Raw genomic sequence first — 15,906 nt, 5'->3', positions numbered from 1 at the left:
AATTGAGCTTCCGGAAGGGTTTGTTGGCATATGTTCCGCTCGGGTTAAATTGTGCCGGCATTATTTGCGCCGCCGCGCATCTTCGCTTCCCAGGTCAAAGAAACTCAACTGCTTTGCGCCATTTCCGTTGTTGTTTGCTTCCCGTGTTTCCGTCATCCCGTCATGGCGAGCCGCGGCGCACACTTCCCCCCAACTAACGAAATATTCATCGTAATAGCGAATGGGATACGCGCCAAACTGGATCATCTCGTCGCGGGAGGGCAAATGCCCCAGGTCTTGGGCAACACGTCTTACTTCCAACTGCAACCGCTTCTTAGGCACCTCATATTTTCGCTTTGGCATCCGTTCAACATGGCTGTTTTTCTCCGTCAGTTTCCGCTTTGCCTTGCGAAACGGGTCCAGACCCGAGACTATTTCTTCGTGTCTTGCGGCAGCCAGGGCGTGATACTTCCGCGAGAGTTCAATGCCTATATAGCGACGATGTAGTTGGTGGGCGGTGAGCGTCGTTGTGCCCGCGCCATTAAAGCAATCCAGAACGGTTTCCCCCGGTTGGGTGAAAAGTGAAATGAGTCGATACATCAGGCCTGGGGGAAGTTGACAGGGGTGGTCTACGCGACGGCTGTTATGCTTGAGGCGATGAATGTCTGACCACAGGTCCGTGAGTTCCATCCTGTCGTCAATACCTCGCACCGCGCGCTCTTTGACGCATTTGGCGCGCAGGCAGAAGCCATCGGCCAATGGCTGTAGGGCGTCAAAGGTCTTGGGGGTATGATACGGTTCCGGGGAATTGGCGAGGCCGGTTAGTCCGGGGAGGGGCCTGGATTGACCTTTACTAAAGCAGAGGATGGCGTAGTGTGCCGGCATTATCCGCCGCACCGGAAATGATAACGCATCCCAGGCGATCCAGGATTGAAACGTTAAAACCGTCTCCATGTGCAAAAAATGACGAATCGCCCACAGCGGGATATTCAACAGTGCCAGTGTACGCCCTGGTTGCAAAATCCGGGCGGTCTCCGTTATCCAGGCATCACACCAGGCAAAGTACTCCTTAATCGACAGGTCATCCGCGTAATCGTTGTAATTTTTGCCCAGGTTATAGGGAGGATCGATAAAGGCGAAATCCACCGAGTTTGCCGGCAAAAGGCGCAAATGTTCCAGGCAATCGCCAACCACCAATTCGCTTTGGGCAGCAATTTCCGCCAGTTCCGGCTCCGGCGCAAGAAAGCCCTGAGCATAGCCTGATTTTCGTTCCGCATCCCTTAATTCCGGCACGGATGCCTGCGTGAACCAGTCGCGGCAATCAAGGATAACCATGTCCTGATACGGTTCCAGACCAAACAGATCGGCAAAACGGATGACCACAGGCTCCAGGTTGCCTTCCAGATCACAGGGTATGTCCCGCCAGACATCGGAAATCAACGTGCCATAGGAATTGTAGGTGTGTTTTTTGCCGCCGTAATCCTTTGTTGTTTTGTCGCAGGCCGGGCAATACGTGTATGCCAGTCGCGTTTTCGTGTGTCGCAGAGAACCTTCATAGCGTGTATGCACGAGCGCGCCGAAATGTCCTTCAGGCAAAGCGGTATGATCATCCACGACTTTACTGATTTGCCGTTTGATGGCTACCCACAATTGATAGTGCAGCATTGGCGAAACGGAGGCATGCACATGGACCAGATCGATGGGTTCTCCCAGTGTAATCAGCGTGGCATTTTCGCCGAGATGAGCGGCGATGCGTTCGACCAGGGATGATAGTCCCTAGTTCAATCGTTTTTTGTGGCTACACCTAAACCCCTGATTAGATGAGGCAACCAAGAGGTTTTCTAGCCAGTTTTCTCGATAAACAAATCCATTCAGCTTGTGAGCAGGTGACTGATACTCCTTGCTCACTTTTGATCGCGGACAGTAAGGGCGAAAGTTGTGCAACAACGCCCACGCACGTGTCCTCAGGTCAGCCACTTGTAGATTCCCATGAAAATATCGTCCACCCGCTAGCCAGCGAGCCATAAGCCCCATGTGGCGGTCAAGCATATTGCTGGTACGGTGGGCTGTAGGATGGTCAAATGCGAGACAGTATTGGTCAGCTCGCTGACATAGTTTGTCTATGGCCTCGATTGCATAACCACTTAACTTGTCTCGATTGTGCATCACCCACTGCTGAAGCATGGTAATGCCCTGTTTGAAATCGGGACGACTTGTCGCCTGGTAGATACCCCACACTTGCTGTTTGATTTGGGTGTAGGTGTTACCCAATCGCTTGCATCGCCCCCGTATTTTGATGAAGGCATGTAAAAAGCACAGGATAATTGTGATGGCTGGAAACAGGGTCTGCCATGCCTTACTTGTCGCTGCCCATCCATCTACATTGACCGAATCGGGTTTGTAACTGGGGTTTAGCTGCTGTGCTTCTTCTTTGAATACCTCGTAAGCAGCGGTCAACCCTTCTGCATCGGCGCTCTGGGATACAGCCGCCCCCAGTACGCAATCCTGGGCTACTGTCGTGGCTACGTACCATTTGCCGCCATGGGCTTTGGCATGTTTTTCATCTGCTAACAGATCAGTTGGCAGCTTTTCTGCTTCTTTCACGGTCGTTCCCACTAGACTGAATCGACCAAACGACTCGGTAAGACGGTACCAATAGCTATCGTTGCGCCCAAACACGTAAGTCAACGCCCAATCGGGAACACCGAACTGCTTCAAGAAGAGCGCCTTCTCTACTTCTGTTACCGTTCCTACCAGATAAGGCAGCAGGTCGCATGGGGCAATGGTGTAGGCCAGCTTTTGCCCCGCTTCATTCTCTATCTGTAACCGAATGCGGCGCAAGTGTACTTCTGGCATTTTCTTCGATGGCCTTGTCCATCCGTGCAGTTTGTATCCGGCTTGCATAGCTGGTGGAAACAATTCGGGATGGCTTGCCATTTGTTGTTCAATGTAGGTTTTGGCTTGTTGTGGGTCGGTCATCGTTTCTTGGTACTCTTCGTACTGCATTGGAATCACAATCCGTCGTGATTCCCACCGAGCGTTGTTTTTGTCTGTGCTATACTTGCGTTGCTGAGGGATTGTTGGTTCTGTCACAAGCCCAACAATGCCTCAGTTTCCTTTCAGACACAAATTCCGTTTGAACTAGGATAGTCCGACCAGGGTTTCCGCGCGCTGTGATTTGGAATGTGCCGGCAAAACAAGCAAACACACGTCATCCAACCCAAACATCGGCTCCGAGGCCAACAACGCTTCTATTTGAACATACTTGATCGAAAGCCTGCGGCACGCCTCAGATAAGTGCGTCATGTAAAATACTCCCTGATAAACTGACATAACACTTCCAATTCCGCGCGTGAGAACGCCACCGTTTGCGCAGGGTGACCACACCGATTCGTCAGCCTGCGGCGTTTGTGACCTGTATCCACCTATGATACACTGTGCCGCGCCAGAATGAAGGGAAAATGAGAAGATTTTTTGGTCTCCCCGAAGTGTACTGATACAATAACGGCTTATGACGCACTGCGTAGTAAGGCTTTTTCGGAATTTGAAGGATCCTATACCATACCGAAAAAGCCTCAAGCCAATCCAGAAAATCGCGCCTTTTCTGGATCGATATTTTTCTGGATTGGCCTAAATCGTGTACTATCCAGGCTGTCCAACTTCATCGCGTTCTATTCTTCCTCGCGCCGGCGGTTAATTTACGAACCGGGCGCGCCCAGCTACCCCATCGTGCCTCTGCCATCACCCCACCAGAGCGCACCTCAACAAGGTAGGACATTATGCTGACCACCGTCGAAAAACTCCTCTTTACGCTGCTCGTCCTTGCTTCTTTGTCCGCCGGATACATCGCCTTTGAGCGCATGTATAAGATCATCATGCGCGGCGAGGGTGAATTACGCCTGGACCATTTGCCGCAACGGTTGCTCAAAGGCACGGTAGCCCTGTTCACGCAAGGCGACATCCTCAAGAACCGCAAAATTACGTCGATTTTCCACTATGGCGTGGCCTGGGGATTCATTTTCTATGGGTTGGTGAATATCGTGGATGTGTTGGAGGGGTTTGTGCCCGGCTTTCACTTCCTGGGGGACACGGTGTTTGCCGGCATTTACCGTCTCCTCGCCGACCTGTTTAGTGTAACCGTCCTCGTGGGCGTCATCTACTTCATCATCCGCCGCTTCATCGCCCGCGCCCAACCCCTGCAAATCCGCGAAAACGTCAAACTCCACCCCAAAGCCCGCCAGGGCGGCATCAGCCAGGACTCCTTCATCGTCGCCTTCTTCATTCTCTTCCACGTCGGCTCCCGCTTCACCGGACAGAGCTTCCTCCTGGCCCACGAAGGCCGCGAACTGTGGCAGCCCTTCGCCTCCATCGTCTCCGGCCTCTGGTCCGGCTGGTCCCCGGCAGCCCTCACCGTCGGCTGGCACGCCGCCTGGTGGCTGGCCCTCGGCCTCATCCTCCTCTTCATCCCCTACTTCCCCGCCACCAAGCACGCCCACCTCTTCATGGGGCCGCTCAACTTCATGACGCGCCCGGAGCGGGCCGCCCTCGGCGCGCTGGACCCGCTCGACTTCGAAGATGAAACCGTTGAACAGTTCGGCGTCGCCACGCTCACGCAACTGCCCAAAACGCAAATCCTGGACGCCTTCGCCTGCATCATGTGCAACCGCTGCCAGCAGGCGTGCCCCGCCTACAACACAGGCAAAGAGCTTTCGCCCGCGGCCATTGAAGTCAACAAGCGGTACTTCCTGCGCGAACACATGGCCAGCCTGGCGGATGGCGCGGACGACACCATCCCCTTGCTCGATTTCGCCATATCCGAAAGCGCGCTGTGGGCCTGCACCACCTGCGGCGCCTGCGTGGAAGCGTGCCCCGTGGGGAACGAGCCAATGTTCGACATTCTGCAAATGCGCCAGGACCGGGTGATGATGGAAAGCAGCTTCCCCGACCAGCTAAAGGCAGCGTTTACGGGCATGGAGCGGCTGCAAAATCCGTGGGGGATGACGGAAGACCGCATGGCCTGGACGGAGCCGCTTGACTTCCAGGTTCCCACCGTGGAAGACAACCCGGATTTCGACGTATTGTACTGGGTGGGCTGTGCCGGCGCATTTGATCCCGGCGGACAGGCAATTGCCCAGGCGATTGCCACGGTGCTGCACAGCGCCGGCGTCAATTTTGCGGTTTTGGGGGGCATGGAGACTTGCACGGGAGATAGCGCCCGTCGTGCCGGCAACGAATACCTCTTCTTTGAGATGGCTATGGGAAATATCGAAGTCCTGAACGAAGTCGGGGCGGACAAGAAAACCATCGTCACCGGCTGTCCCCACTGCCTGCACACACTGGGAAAGGAGTACCCGGCGTTGGGCGGACATTATCGCGTGCTGCACCACACGCAAATGATTGCCGACCTGGTGGGCAAAGGGAAGTTGCAACTCAACGGCAATCGCCTGGAGAAAGTCACATTCCACGATCCCTGCTATCTGGGCCGGCACAACGGCATCTACGACGCCCCCCGCGACGCGCTGGCGCAGGCCGGGCTGACGCTGCTGGAAATGAACCGCCATAAGAATAACTCCTTCTGTTGCGGCGCGGGCGGAGCGCAGATGTGGAAAGAAGAGGAACACGGAACCCAGGCGGTGAATATCAACCGGTATGAGGAAGCAAAGGGAACGGGCGCGGAGGTGTTGGCAGTTGGTTGTCCGTTCTGTTCGATTATGATGAAGGATGCCAACCAAAATGCCGGCAGCGCCATGCAAATCAAAGACGTGGCCCAGGTAGTCGCCGAGGCCATTCGCGCCTGATATAGTCCGTCGTGTCAGCAATCGCTTACCCTGGGGGTGCAGAAACTGCACCCCTTTTTATTTTCCCAGGCGGTTCTCCCGGCCAGGACCATTCTGGGGTTGCGCCAACGTGCGTATTCGGGGTAACATCCGAAGTAAAATAACGGATTTTCACAGGCGTTCCCCCTGAACAGGGTTCACCGCCACGAATGTAAGCATCTTCCCGGAAGTTATTTGCCAGGACCTCTGCCATCTACTACCAACGGCAAACTGTCAACCATCCACTATCCACTGACCACTATTCTCAAAGGAGCTTTCTTGCACATGAAACAACCCCGGCCCCTAAGACTATCTCGCTGGTCCTTCCTCGTTTTGCTCTTGCTTAGCTTCGCTATTGTCAGCTGTGGCAGCCGCGATTTCACGGAAACTTTCGACAGCTCCGGCTCCTGGGGACAGGGTGACGACGCTGACGCCACGGGTCAGGTCGCCAATGGCGTCTATGATATGTACGTCAAAAGCGATTCCGGTCTGTTCTGGTCTACTGCCGGCAAAAGCAACCTGGACATGGGCACATATGAACTGGAAGCCACGCAAACGGAAGGCCCCCTGGACAACGGCTACGGCCTGATCTTCCGCGTTGACAATGACTTGAGCAACTTCCTCCTTTTTGAGATCAGCAGCGATGGTTTCGTCTGGATCGGTTGGTGTGGCAATGGCTGCGAAACTACCGCCGAACCACTTGTCGGCGATGGTTGGTTTGAGTCGAAAGCCATCCGCGAAGGGCTAAACGCCGCCAACAATCTGCGCGTGGTCTATGACGCAACCGGTCTGGTCTTTTCCGTCAACGGCCAGGAGGTTGGCAGCGTGTCCAGCCTGGACCTGGCGGGCCTGGGAATGGGGGACGACATTGGTTTGCTTGTGGAAACGCTAGGTCATGGCGGGGTACGTGTCGCTTTTGACAACGTCCGCTATACCCCTCTGGTAAAGGAGTGATGAACGTATAATGCCGGCAAAATCCCCCACCCAATCCCAACTAAACAACAACGCGCCCGCCGACTTTCTCCCCCAAGATGATATAGAAGTGGACCTCCCCACGCCAGCCGAAATCCTGCGAGATTATCGGCTGGCATACCAGAGTCGTCAGGCCAGCCTCATTGGCCGCCGCGAAGTCCTCAGCGGCAAAGCGAAATTCGGCATCTTCGGCGACGGCAAAGAGATCGCCCAGATCGCCCTCGCCCGCACCTTCCGCAACGGCGACTTCCGGTCCGGCTACTACCGCGACCAAACCTTCGCCTTTGCCACGGGCATGAACACCATCCCCGAATTCTTCGCCCAACTATACGCCCACGCCGACCTGGAGGCGGAACCCGCCACCGGCGGGCGTGCCATGAACGCCCACTTCGCCACCCGCCTGCTCAACCCCGACGGAAGCTGGATAGACCAGACCCAGACTAAAAACACCGCCGCCGACCTCTCCCCCACCGGTTCGCAAATGCCCCGACTGCTCGGACTTGGCTACGCCTCAAAGCTCTACCGCCACCTCCCCGATCTGCAATCGCTGACCCAATTCTCGCGCAACGGGGACGAAGTCGCCTTCGGCATGGTCGGCAACGCCACCTGCGCCGAAGGGCTGACCTGGGAGACCATCAACGCCATCGGCGTCACCCAATCCCCCGTGGTTCTCTCCATTTGGGACGATGGCTACGGCATCTCCGTACCCAATGAATACCAGATAACGAAAGGGGACTTATCCACCCTGCTACAAGGGTTCCAGCGCACGGAAAGCGAACCCGGATTTGACATCTACACCGTGAAGGGTTGGGATTACCCCGCCCTGCTGCGCACTTACCGGCAAGCTGTCGCCAATGCCCGTCGGGAGCATGTGCCGGCAATTGTCCACGTCATCGAAGTCACCCAACCACAAGGACACTCCACCTCCGGCAGCCACGAGCGATACAAATCAGCGGAACGACTCGCCTGGGAGGAAACCTATGATGGCCTGACGCGGATGCGCGCCTGGATGATCGCGCAAGGCATCGTCACCGCGGCGGAACTGGATGACATGGAAAGCGAAGACCGCCAGACCGTCGAAGAACTGCGCCGCCAGGCGTGGGAAGCCTTCCTCGCCCCCATGCGCCAGGAACGGCAAGAAGTCGCCAACGCCATCGACGCCATCGCCGTCAGCTCGCGCCACGCCGGCGACTTGCAACAGATCAAGCGCGGCCTGCTGCGCGCCCCCAATCCCCTGCGCCGCCAGATCATGAGCGCCGTGCATCAGGCGCTGCTGGCCGTGAAGGACGAACCCATCCCCGCCAAACAGGCGCTCATTCAATGGAAACGACAGCAGGACGGCATCAACACCACCCGCTACAGCTCCCACGTCTACAGCCAATCCGCCGAATCCGCCCTCAATGTGCCCGAAGTCGAGCCTATTTACGCGGATGACGCCCCCCTGGTAAGCGGCTTCGAGCTGATGAACGCCTGCTTCGACGCCATGCTGACCCGCGATCCGCGCGTGATCGCTTTTGGCGAGGACGTGGGCAAGTTGGGCGGCGTCAACCAGGCGTTTGCCGGATTGCAGGAAAAATATGGGTCGCTGCGCGTCTCCGATACAGGCATCCGCGAAGCCACCATCATCGGCCAGGCCATCGGCCTGGCGATGCGCGGCCTGCGCCCCATCGCCGAAATCCAATATCTCGACTATTTACTCTACGCCCTGCAAATCCTCTCCGACGACCTGGCCACACTGCACTGGCGCACCGTCGGCGGCCAGAAGGCCCCCGTCATCGTGCGCACGCGCGGCCATCGGCTGGAAGGCATCTGGCATTCCGGCTCCCTCATGGCCGGAGCCATCCACCTGCTGCGCGGCATGCACGTGCTGGTTCCGCGCAACATGACGCAGGCGGCAGGCTTCTACAACACGCTGCTCATGGCCGATGAGCCGGCCCTGCTGGTGGAAGTCCTCAACGGGTATCGCCTAAAGGAACCGCTGCCGCAAAACATCGGCGAGTACACGATCCCGCTGGGCGTGCCCGAGATTCTGCGCCACGGCCAGGACATCACCATCGTCACCTACGGCGCGTGCTGCCGCATCGCCCTGGAAGCCGCCGATTTGCTGGCGCAGGCCAACGTAGACGCGGAAGTAATCGACGTGCAAACGCTACTGCCTTTTGACCTGGATGGCGTGATCGTGGAATCGCTGGAAAAAACGAGCCGCATCCTGTTTGTGGACGAGGACGTGCCCGGCGGCACAACCGCGTACATGATGCAAGAAGTAATCGAGAAGCAAGGTGGCTTCTACTGGCTGGACTCGGAGCCGCGCACCCTGTCCGGGCAGGAACACCGCCCCGCCTACGGCTCCGATGGCGATTACTGGTCAAAACCGAACGCGGAGACGATCTTCCAGGCGGTCTACGAAATCATGAATGAGGCGGACCCGGCCCACTATCCGGTTTTCTATTAAAACCTTCCAGGAAGTTTGGAGCTTCCTAGAAGATAGGCGGAACCTTCCAGAAAACTTGGAGCTTCCTGGAAGGTGGAGAAATGAGGGAAAAACATGGCTTTTGAAGTTGTTATGCCCCACATGGGGGAAGGTGTGATTGAGGGAACGGTCAGCCGCTGGCTGAAGGCGGAAGGGGAACCGGTGGCCCTGTATGAGCCGATTCTGGAGATTGAAACGGATAAGGTCACGACGGAAGCAACATCAGAGAATGAAGGCATTCTCCTGCAAATTCTCGTCTCCGAAGGCGAAACCGTCCCCGTAGGGACGGTGTTGGCCTACATCGGGCAGGCCGACGAAAGCGTGCCGCCGGGCGCGACCCCCGCGACGCTGCCCGCCGCCGCCCACGCCAACGGCCAAAGCCACCCCGCTCCTGTGGAAATAGAGCCACCGCTGCGCCAGGGCGTTGGCCGTATCAGTCCCGTTGTCTCCCGCATTGCCGCCGAACACCGCGTGGACCTGATGAAAGTGCCGGGCACGGGGCGCGATGGGCGCATTACGAAGAAGGACATCCTGGCCTACGTGACCACGCGCGAGTCCGCCGCGGCGACCGTTCCCGCTGCCGCGCCCGCGCCTGAACCGCCCGCGGCCAAACCCCAGCCCGTGGCTCCCGCGCCGCCGCCGACCTCCGTTGCCCCACCTGCCCCCGCTCCGACCTACACGCCGCCCACCGTCTCCACGACTCCCCTGGGCGCGGAACTCATTCCGCACAGCAATATGCGCCGGTCCATTGCCGAACACATGGTGCGCAGCAAGCACACCAGCCCGCATGTCACCACGGTGTTCGAAGTGGACTTCAGCCAGGTGGCGGCTCATCGCGCCGCGCACAAAGCGACCTTTGCCCGCGACAATGCCAACCTGACCTTTACGGCCTACATCATCTCCGCCCTGGTGGAGGCGCTAAAGGCGCACCCGCGCGTGAACAGCAGTTGGACGGACGAGGGGTTACTCTTGCGCCGCGACATCAATATCGGCATGGCGGCAGCCATTGAGGGCGGTCTGATTGTGCCCGTGATCAAGCACGCGGACAGCCTCAATCTGTTGGGGTTGGCGCGCGCCATCAACGACCTGACCGAACGCGCCCGCAACAAGCAACTGCGCCCTGACGACGTGCAAGGCGGAACGTTCTCGCTGACCAATCATGGCACGTCGGGCAGCCTGTTTGCGACGCCGATCATCAATCAGCCGCAGTGCGGCATTTTGGGCGTGGGCAAAATCGAAAAGCGCGTGAAGGTGATCAACGATGCAATTGCTATTCGTCCGCTGGCTTACGTCAGCTTCACTTTCGACCATCGCATTTTGGATGGGGCCAGCGCCGATGCTTTTGTGAGTACGTTTAAGGATTTGATTGAAGGCTGGCAGTAGTCACGCACGGCTGTCGGCGGCTGCCCGTCCCCGTTTTTAAGTTTGAGGATTTGATTGAAGGCTGGCAGTAGTCACGCCCCCAAAGCCGCCGCCGCCGACATGGGCATGTCGGCGGCGGCGGCCGGCCGTCATTCCAGGCCGTCTTCGACGTTGGCCGCGTGGATGGCGTCGGTGTCTTCAGGGGTGAGTTCTAGTTTTTGGATGCCGAGCCGCTTCATGGCGGCGAGTAGTTCCGTTTCGCTCAGGTCTTCAGCGCGCCGACCGGTGGTTTGTTCGATGCGGCGCACATCTCTTTCATGCAGCTTGATGGCCGCGTAAGTGCCGGCAGCAGCCGTCCCTCCCAGCAGTAAAACAACCCCCGTCCGCAGTACCAAACGTCGCGTCATGCGGCGAAACATGCGCCGCCGCCGCAGTGCGCGACGCGCGGGCATTCCGATCAGCGGTCGCCTCATCAATCTTCTACGTCTCATGGTCATACCTCCTTCGAAAATGTAGGGCGATTTTCCAAATCGCCCGCCCGATTTGGAAAATCGGGCTACGACGGCACATCATTTTCATTCATGGTGGTCGGCGGCAGCCGGTGAAGTCTCCTTCGAGAATAGGGGTCAGTAGTCAGATGCGCCGCCTGCCAACTATCATCAAGACAAATCCGCGTCATCTGCGAAATCTGTGATTGTTTTCATCCATCGCGGTACGGACCCGCGCATGGGAAACTCGCCACATTATACAGGCAACAGGCCTCATATGTTGCGTCGCGCCGCATCTTCTCATCCATCGTTCGCGTCTGGTGAAGGACGCTGCTGGCGGGCGACTTCGTAGAGCAGGAGGGAAGTGGCGATGCTCAGGTTGAGCGAGGTCACGGAGCCGTGCATGGGAATGCTCACGCTCAGGTCGGCGGCAGCCAGGGTGGCGGGGTCCAGGCCGTGGCGCTCGCTGCCCATGAGGAGGAGCAACGGCGGGGTTAGGGGAGCCGACCAGTAATCTTGCGGTGCATGGGCGGAGGTGGCGACGACGCGCGCGCCACACTGCCGCGCCCAGTCTAATACTTCCGCCAGCGTCGCCACTTCGCAGAGAGGCACGGTAAAGAGGGACCCCATGCTGGCTTTGACGGCGGTGGGGTGGAAGGGATCGGTGGTCTGGCCGATGAGGATGAGGCCCGCGCCGCCAACGGCGTCCAGGGTGCGTAGGATGGCGCCCACGTTGCCGGGGTCGGCGGCTTCGACGAGGGCGACGAAGATGCTGCCCGATTGGACGGAGAGGGTGTGTAGGGGGGTGTGGGCGGCGGTGATGATGGCACCGATGCCGGCAGGATTCTCCCGCTCCGCCACCGCCGCAAACACCTCCGCCGACAGTTCCAGGCAGGGTACGCCTTGCCGCTCCAGGGCGGCGATGGTGGTGTAACAGATTTCGCTGCGGAGGAAATGCCGGCAATAAACCACCGACTCCACCCGCGCCCCCGTCTCCACCGCCGCCAAAAACGCGCGCGGCCCCTCCACAAAAAAAGCCTGCTCCTGCTGCCGGTACTTACGCTGCCGCAGTCGTTTTATCCGTTTGACCAATGTGTTACGATGGCTGGTGATCATAGTTGATAGTTGGTAGTTGGCAGTTGGTGGTTAGCGGCCCCTTGCCCCTCGCCACTCGCCCCTTGCCCCTCGCCACTCCCTCATGGCGCCAGGTAGGAGCGCATCCAGGGGGCGGGTTGGGGGCGCGGGGTGAGGGTGGGCCAGTCGGCGCGGGGAAGGCGTTGGTCTGCCGCGCCGCCAAACTGGTAGCCGCTGAAGACGCCGCCCACGGCCAGCACGGGCTGCCCGTCAATGGGCACAATCACGTAGATTTGCCACGCTTCTCCCACGCCGACCTGGAGCGCCTGGCCTGTGTTGGGGTCGGTGTAGGCGTCAACGAGGGTGGGCGGCAACGAGGCGGCGAGGCCATCCGTGAAAGTGACGAGGCGCTGCCAGTCGTCGCCAAAGGTTTGCATCAGGGACTGTTCCTCCGGGCTAAGGTTCTCCACGCCGGCCAGTTCTTTGGCGGTGATCTGCTGGCATTTATGCAACAATTCGGCTAATTGCGCCAGTTTTTTGCCCATTTCCGCGTCGAGCAAATCCCGCTGCGCCAGGCCATCGCGGACCTGTTGGGTGAGGGCGGCGAGGTGGGCGTAAAATGCCGGCACTGGCTCCACATACCCCCACTCCACATTGCCGGCAACCAGCGGCAGCGTCGGCGTCAGCGGGGATGATGGCTGCCACGCCAGGTCAGCCTGCGCCAGCACCCAACCCCCCATCCAGGACATCAACTGCTTATCCATCCAGGCGGGCGCGCGCATAAAGGAAGGCGCATCCGCCGCCGGGGGCGAGAGCAGCGGCAGCAAACTATAAAGCCACGCACCATCCAACGTCTCCGTCCATGTCGCCGCGTCCCAGGCGTCTATCCGTGCTTGCAGCGCGGCAAACTGGGCGGCAAATCCCTGGTACTGCGTGTCGCCGCCGCTCTCCAGCACCGTCCATGCCGCCGCCGAGCCAGAGAGCGCCGCCAGGTCCAGGCCATGCGGACGGCCGCGCACCACGCCAATGGGCGTGACCACGCCCGTAAATGGGGCCACGTCCTGGGGGCCTTCGTAGCCGCCGACGCGGTTGAAGAGGAGATCGGGCAAGAGGGCGTCGGCCAACGGACGCGGGCGCGGCAACCAGCGCACAACTGCGCCAGGGGAAGATTGCGCCCGCACTGTGGCGATGAAGTTGTCCAGGCGGGCCGTGTCCGCCAGTTCCACCGGCAACGGCCAACCCCCATAAACAGCCTGCGCCGCCGCCGCCAGTTGTGGCAGGGTCAGGTCGGCGGGCTGGGCGCCCATGAAATAGGCCTGCGCGGCGACCACACGCTGCCAGCGGGTCCAGTTCTGGCTGGTTTGCAGGCCGCGCCCCAGCAGTAGGAGTTGGCGCGCCTGTTGCCGCAGTCGCTCCAGGTCTGGCTGATCCAGGTCGAAGGCAACCTGTTGATACCAGGTCGTGGCGCGGAAGGTGCCAGAGAGGCGGAGATCGGCGGCGTAATGGCCGAATGGCCGATAGCGGCTGTAGTCGTGGGGTTCTCCCAACAGGGGCGAGACGAAGATGCCGCCACGATCGAGCAAAATCAACTCGTCGGCGACTATCTCCGCAACCGCTTCCGGCACGGGAAAATCGACGTCGAGTAAGCGCCCGGCAATGGTGAAAAAGGCCAGGTTTTGCCGCGCGGCTTCCCGCACGGGCGAGACGGCGTCTTGCTGCTGCCGCGCCGCCGCCTCTTGCATGCCCTGGCTGAGCGCGTACAGGTCGTCGGTGAGCGTGCCCTGTTCGGCGCGCTGCCAGGCGGCGGTGAGCAGGGTGTCGGTGAGGGCGAGGACGGCGTCGGTGGAGATGAAAATGGGGTCGCCGGTTTCGCGGGCGCGCTGGTAGACCTGGTAGAGTTGGGGCCAGGGGACGGGCAGGACGACGAATCCGTTGCGGCTGAGGAGGAGTTGCTGTGAGGGGTTGAGGCGGGTGAGGAGGCCGGGGTCCAGCAGGGTGTCGAAGGTGAAGGGGTAGTCGATGGGGGCGTGGGCGCGGTTGATGGGGGCGAGGGTGTAGGGGGCAAAGGGGGGCGCGGGAGCGGTGTCGGGGGCGGTTTGGGGGATGCCGGCAAATGCCGGCACAACCCTCGTCTCCACCGCATCAGGCAAAACGGCAGGGGTGGGCGTGGGCGCAAGCGTGGGAAACGCGCAGGCCAATAGCGGCAGCAGCCCCAGCAACCACCAGCGGCGGCGCACGGCAAACCAAATGGAGATCACGCGGCGCACAGACAGGTGCCGCGCCTACTGCTGCAGCATGGGGCCCAGCGGGCGCCCGCCGAGCAGGTGCATATGCAGGTGAAACACCTCCTGCCCGCCATGCCGATTGCAGTTGATCATCAGGCGGTAGCCATCGGCGGCGATACCTTCCTGCCGCGCCAACTGTCGCGCGGCCAACACCATGCGCCCGGCCACCAGCGCATCCTCTTCCGTGAGGTCGTTGACGGTGGGAATTTCCTTGTTGGGCACGATCAAGATATGAACGGGAGCCTGCGGGTGAATGTCCCGAAACGCGGTGACCCATTCGTCCTGGTAAACGATGTCCGCGGGAATTTCTCCCCGGATTATTTTGCCAAAAATGGTGGTCATGAAATGCTTCTCCGAAAGAAGTGGTCAGTGGGTAGTGGACAGTTGGTGGTTGGTAACAAGCGGAGCTGTTTTTCGTTGATTGTTGACTGTTGCCTGTTTTCACGTTTTCTGGCGGTGGAAGTAGAGGGGGGGAGGTTGTGTGGCGTGCTGGAGGGTGGTGAGGTGTGCCGGCATTGCCTCCGACGGCGGCTGCGCTATGGGGAAAAACGCTGCTTCCTGGTCGTCCTGCACACGGGGAAGCCGCGTAAGCGTTGTTGTCGTAAAAGCAAGCGTCATGTGATTGTGCGCGGCGACAGTTGCTCCCGCGAAATGTTCCAGTTGTGCCGGCACATTCCAACCCGCCATCACCCGCGTCGCCGCATCCCAGGGCGCTTCCCGCCGCGCCCGGTAGCCAACCGGCAGCCGCCATAACCCATCATCAGCCCGCAGCCACAACACCTCATCCGCCACGTTACGCGCAATCAAGCGCGTTTCTATCGTCCAGCCGCGTGGCTTCCGGTACGGCGGCTCGCCCCGCCGCCACCGCTGCCAATCCATGTACCGATAAACAAACGGCAGTAACAGACCGCGCGTCAAAGTCGTGTTCAGCGCCGGACGCTGCGTGCCCCAATAAGGTTGCGCGCCATCGTGCGTCAGGCCACGTATCAGTCGCTGCCGGTGGCTGGAAGCGATGCGTCCGGGGGGCTGCGCCGGATTGTAGAAACCCACGGCGGGCGTTTCCCGCGAGGGGGTCAATTCTCCGCCGCGCCGCAGGCAGCGAAAGCCAAAGGACAGGTACTCATTCCGCCAGAGGCGCATGTAATGAAGGCCAATCAGGCGCAAGGGCAGCACCTTCAAACCGGTCTCCTCCTCCACCTCGCGCGCGGCGGCATCCGGGGGCATCTCGTCCGCGTCCACCCCGCCGCCGGGCGGCGCCCACGTGCGCGAATCATCCCGCCGCACCATCAGCACCTGCCCGTACTCATCCACCACAATTCCATACGCGCCCACTGTCAGGGTCGTATCCTTCATCTTGCCCACCTTCCTCGACAAGTGATCGACAAATGGTCACTCAAGCGTGGCGCACTTTTCAAGATATGCAGCAACAAGCCATCCATCGTTTCGAAAATGAGCAACGA

Annotated in this window: 12 protein-coding genes; 5 read left to right on the top strand and 7 right to left on the bottom strand. The window is 59.6% G+C overall.

Features of this window, described 5'->3' with window-relative positions:
• Positions 1–60 precede the first annotated feature (60 nt).
• On the bottom strand, positions 61–1,548 hold the full coding sequence (locus H6650_18795; protein ID MCB8954057.1) for a site-specific DNA-methyltransferase: 1,488 nt from the start codon (positions 1,546–1,548) through the stop codon (positions 61–63).
• A 12-nt stretch (positions 1,549–1,560) separates the two neighbouring features.
• Here H6650_18795 and H6650_18790 point away from each other — a divergent pair, with 12 nt between their 5' ends.
• Positions 1,561–1,749, top strand: coding sequence for a hypothetical protein (locus tag H6650_18790; GenBank protein ID MCB8954056.1), 189 nt, complete (start codon positions 1,561–1,563; stop codon positions 1,747–1,749).
• A 6-nt stretch (positions 1,750–1,755) separates the two neighbouring features.
• Here the strand turns inward: H6650_18790 and H6650_18785 are convergent, their stop codons facing one another.
• Positions 1,756–1,956, bottom strand: coding sequence for a hypothetical protein (locus H6650_18785; GenBank protein MCB8954055.1), 201 nt, complete (start codon positions 1,954–1,956; stop codon positions 1,756–1,758).
• A gap of 1,802 nt (positions 1,957–3,758) precedes the next feature.
• On the opposite strand from H6650_18785, the gene H6650_18780 reads away from it, so the two are divergent.
• From H6650_18780 to H6650_18765, 4 genes are all read left to right on the top strand, one after another.
• Complete coding sequence (locus H6650_18780) at positions 3,759–5,777, top strand: (Fe-S)-binding protein (GenBank protein ID MCB8954054.1); 2,019 nt, start codon at positions 3,759–3,761, stop codon at positions 5,775–5,777.
• A gap of 303 nt (positions 5,778–6,080) precedes the next feature.
• Positions 6,081–6,749, top strand: a complete 669-nt coding sequence (locus H6650_18775) for a hypothetical protein (GenBank protein ID MCB8954053.1) — start codon at positions 6,081–6,083, stop codon at positions 6,747–6,749.
• 10 nt (positions 6,750–6,759) lie between these two features.
• Positions 6,760–9,219 carry a transketolase gene (locus H6650_18770; GenBank protein ID MCB8954052.1) on the top strand — a complete coding sequence of 820 codons (2,460 nt, stop codon included), beginning with the start codon at positions 6,760–6,762 and terminating at the stop codon, positions 9,217–9,219.
• A 93-nt stretch (positions 9,220–9,312) separates the two neighbouring features.
• Positions 9,313–10,620: a 2-oxo acid dehydrogenase subunit E2 gene (locus H6650_18765; protein ID MCB8954051.1), complete on the top strand. Its 1,308-nt coding sequence runs from the start codon at positions 9,313–9,315 to the stop codon at positions 10,618–10,620.
• 128 nt (positions 10,621–10,748) lie between these two features.
• Here H6650_18765 and H6650_18760 read toward each other — a convergent pair whose 3' ends face one another.
• The 5 genes from H6650_18760 to H6650_18740 form a co-directional block, all read right to left on the bottom strand.
• A complete protein-coding gene (locus tag H6650_18760) occupies positions 10,749–11,090 on the bottom strand; it encodes a hypothetical protein (GenBank protein MCB8954050.1) in 342 nt (113 codons plus the stop codon).
• Between the two features lie 297 nt (positions 11,091–11,387).
• Positions 11,388–12,203: an RNA methyltransferase gene (locus H6650_18755; GenBank protein ID MCB8954049.1), complete on the bottom strand. Its 816-nt coding sequence runs from the start codon at positions 12,201–12,203 to the stop codon at positions 11,388–11,390.
• An 80-nt stretch (positions 12,204–12,283) separates the two neighbouring features.
• Positions 12,284–14,419, bottom strand: coding sequence for a DUF3160 domain-containing protein (locus H6650_18750; GenBank protein ID MCB8954048.1), 2,136 nt, complete (start codon positions 14,417–14,419; stop codon positions 12,284–12,286).
• Between the two features lie 24 nt (positions 14,420–14,443).
• A complete protein-coding gene (locus H6650_18745; protein MCB8954047.1) occupies positions 14,444–14,788 on the bottom strand; it encodes an HIT domain-containing protein in 345 nt (114 codons plus the stop codon).
• A gap of 99 nt (positions 14,789–14,887) precedes the next feature.
• Positions 14,888–15,799: an NUDIX domain-containing protein gene (locus H6650_18740; protein MCB8954046.1), complete on the bottom strand. Its 912-nt coding sequence runs from the start codon at positions 15,797–15,799 to the stop codon at positions 14,888–14,890.
• Between the last annotated feature and the right edge of the window lie 107 nt (positions 15,800–15,906).

The organism is Ardenticatenales bacterium, assembly GCA_020634515.1.
Taxonomy (GTDB): domain Bacteria; phylum Chloroflexota; class Anaerolineae; order Promineifilales; family Promineifilaceae; genus JAGVTM01.
The sequence above is the reverse complement of the archived record's forward strand: the minus strand, read 5'-3'. Positions and strand labels throughout refer to the sequence as shown.

What these genes read in the sequence shown, in the direction of transcription:
- H6650_18790 (MCB8954056.1), top strand. Translation starts at nt 1,561, where the DNA reads ATGTCCTTCAGGCAAAGCGGTATGATCATCCACGACTTTACTGATTTG.
- H6650_18780 (MCB8954054.1), top strand. Translation starts at nt 3,759, where the DNA reads ATGCTGACCACCGTCGAAAAACTCCTCTTTACGCTGCTCGTCCTTGCT.
- H6650_18775 (MCB8954053.1), top strand. Translation starts at nt 6,081, where the DNA reads ATGAAACAACCCCGGCCCCTAAGACTATCTCGCTGGTCCTTCCTCGTT.
- H6650_18770 (MCB8954052.1), top strand. Translation starts at nt 6,760, where the DNA reads ATGCCGGCAAAATCCCCCACCCAATCCCAACTAAACAACAACGCGCCC.
- H6650_18765 (MCB8954051.1), top strand. Translation starts at nt 9,313, where the DNA reads ATGGCTTTTGAAGTTGTTATGCCCCACATGGGGGAAGGTGTGATTGAG.
- H6650_18760 (MCB8954050.1), bottom strand. Translation starts at nt 11,090, where the DNA reads ATGAGACGTAGAAGATTGATGAGGCGACCGCTGATCGGAATGCCCGCG.
- H6650_18755 (MCB8954049.1), bottom strand. Translation starts at nt 12,203, where the DNA reads ATGATCACCAGCCATCGTAACACATTGGTCAAACGGATAAAACGACTG.
- H6650_18745 (MCB8954047.1), bottom strand. Translation starts at nt 14,788, where the DNA reads ATGACCACCATTTTTGGCAAAATAATCCGGGGAGAAATTCCCGCGGAC.
- H6650_18740 (MCB8954046.1), bottom strand. Translation starts at nt 15,799, where the DNA reads ATGAAGGATACGACCCTGACAGTGGGCGCGTATGGAATTGTGGTGGAT.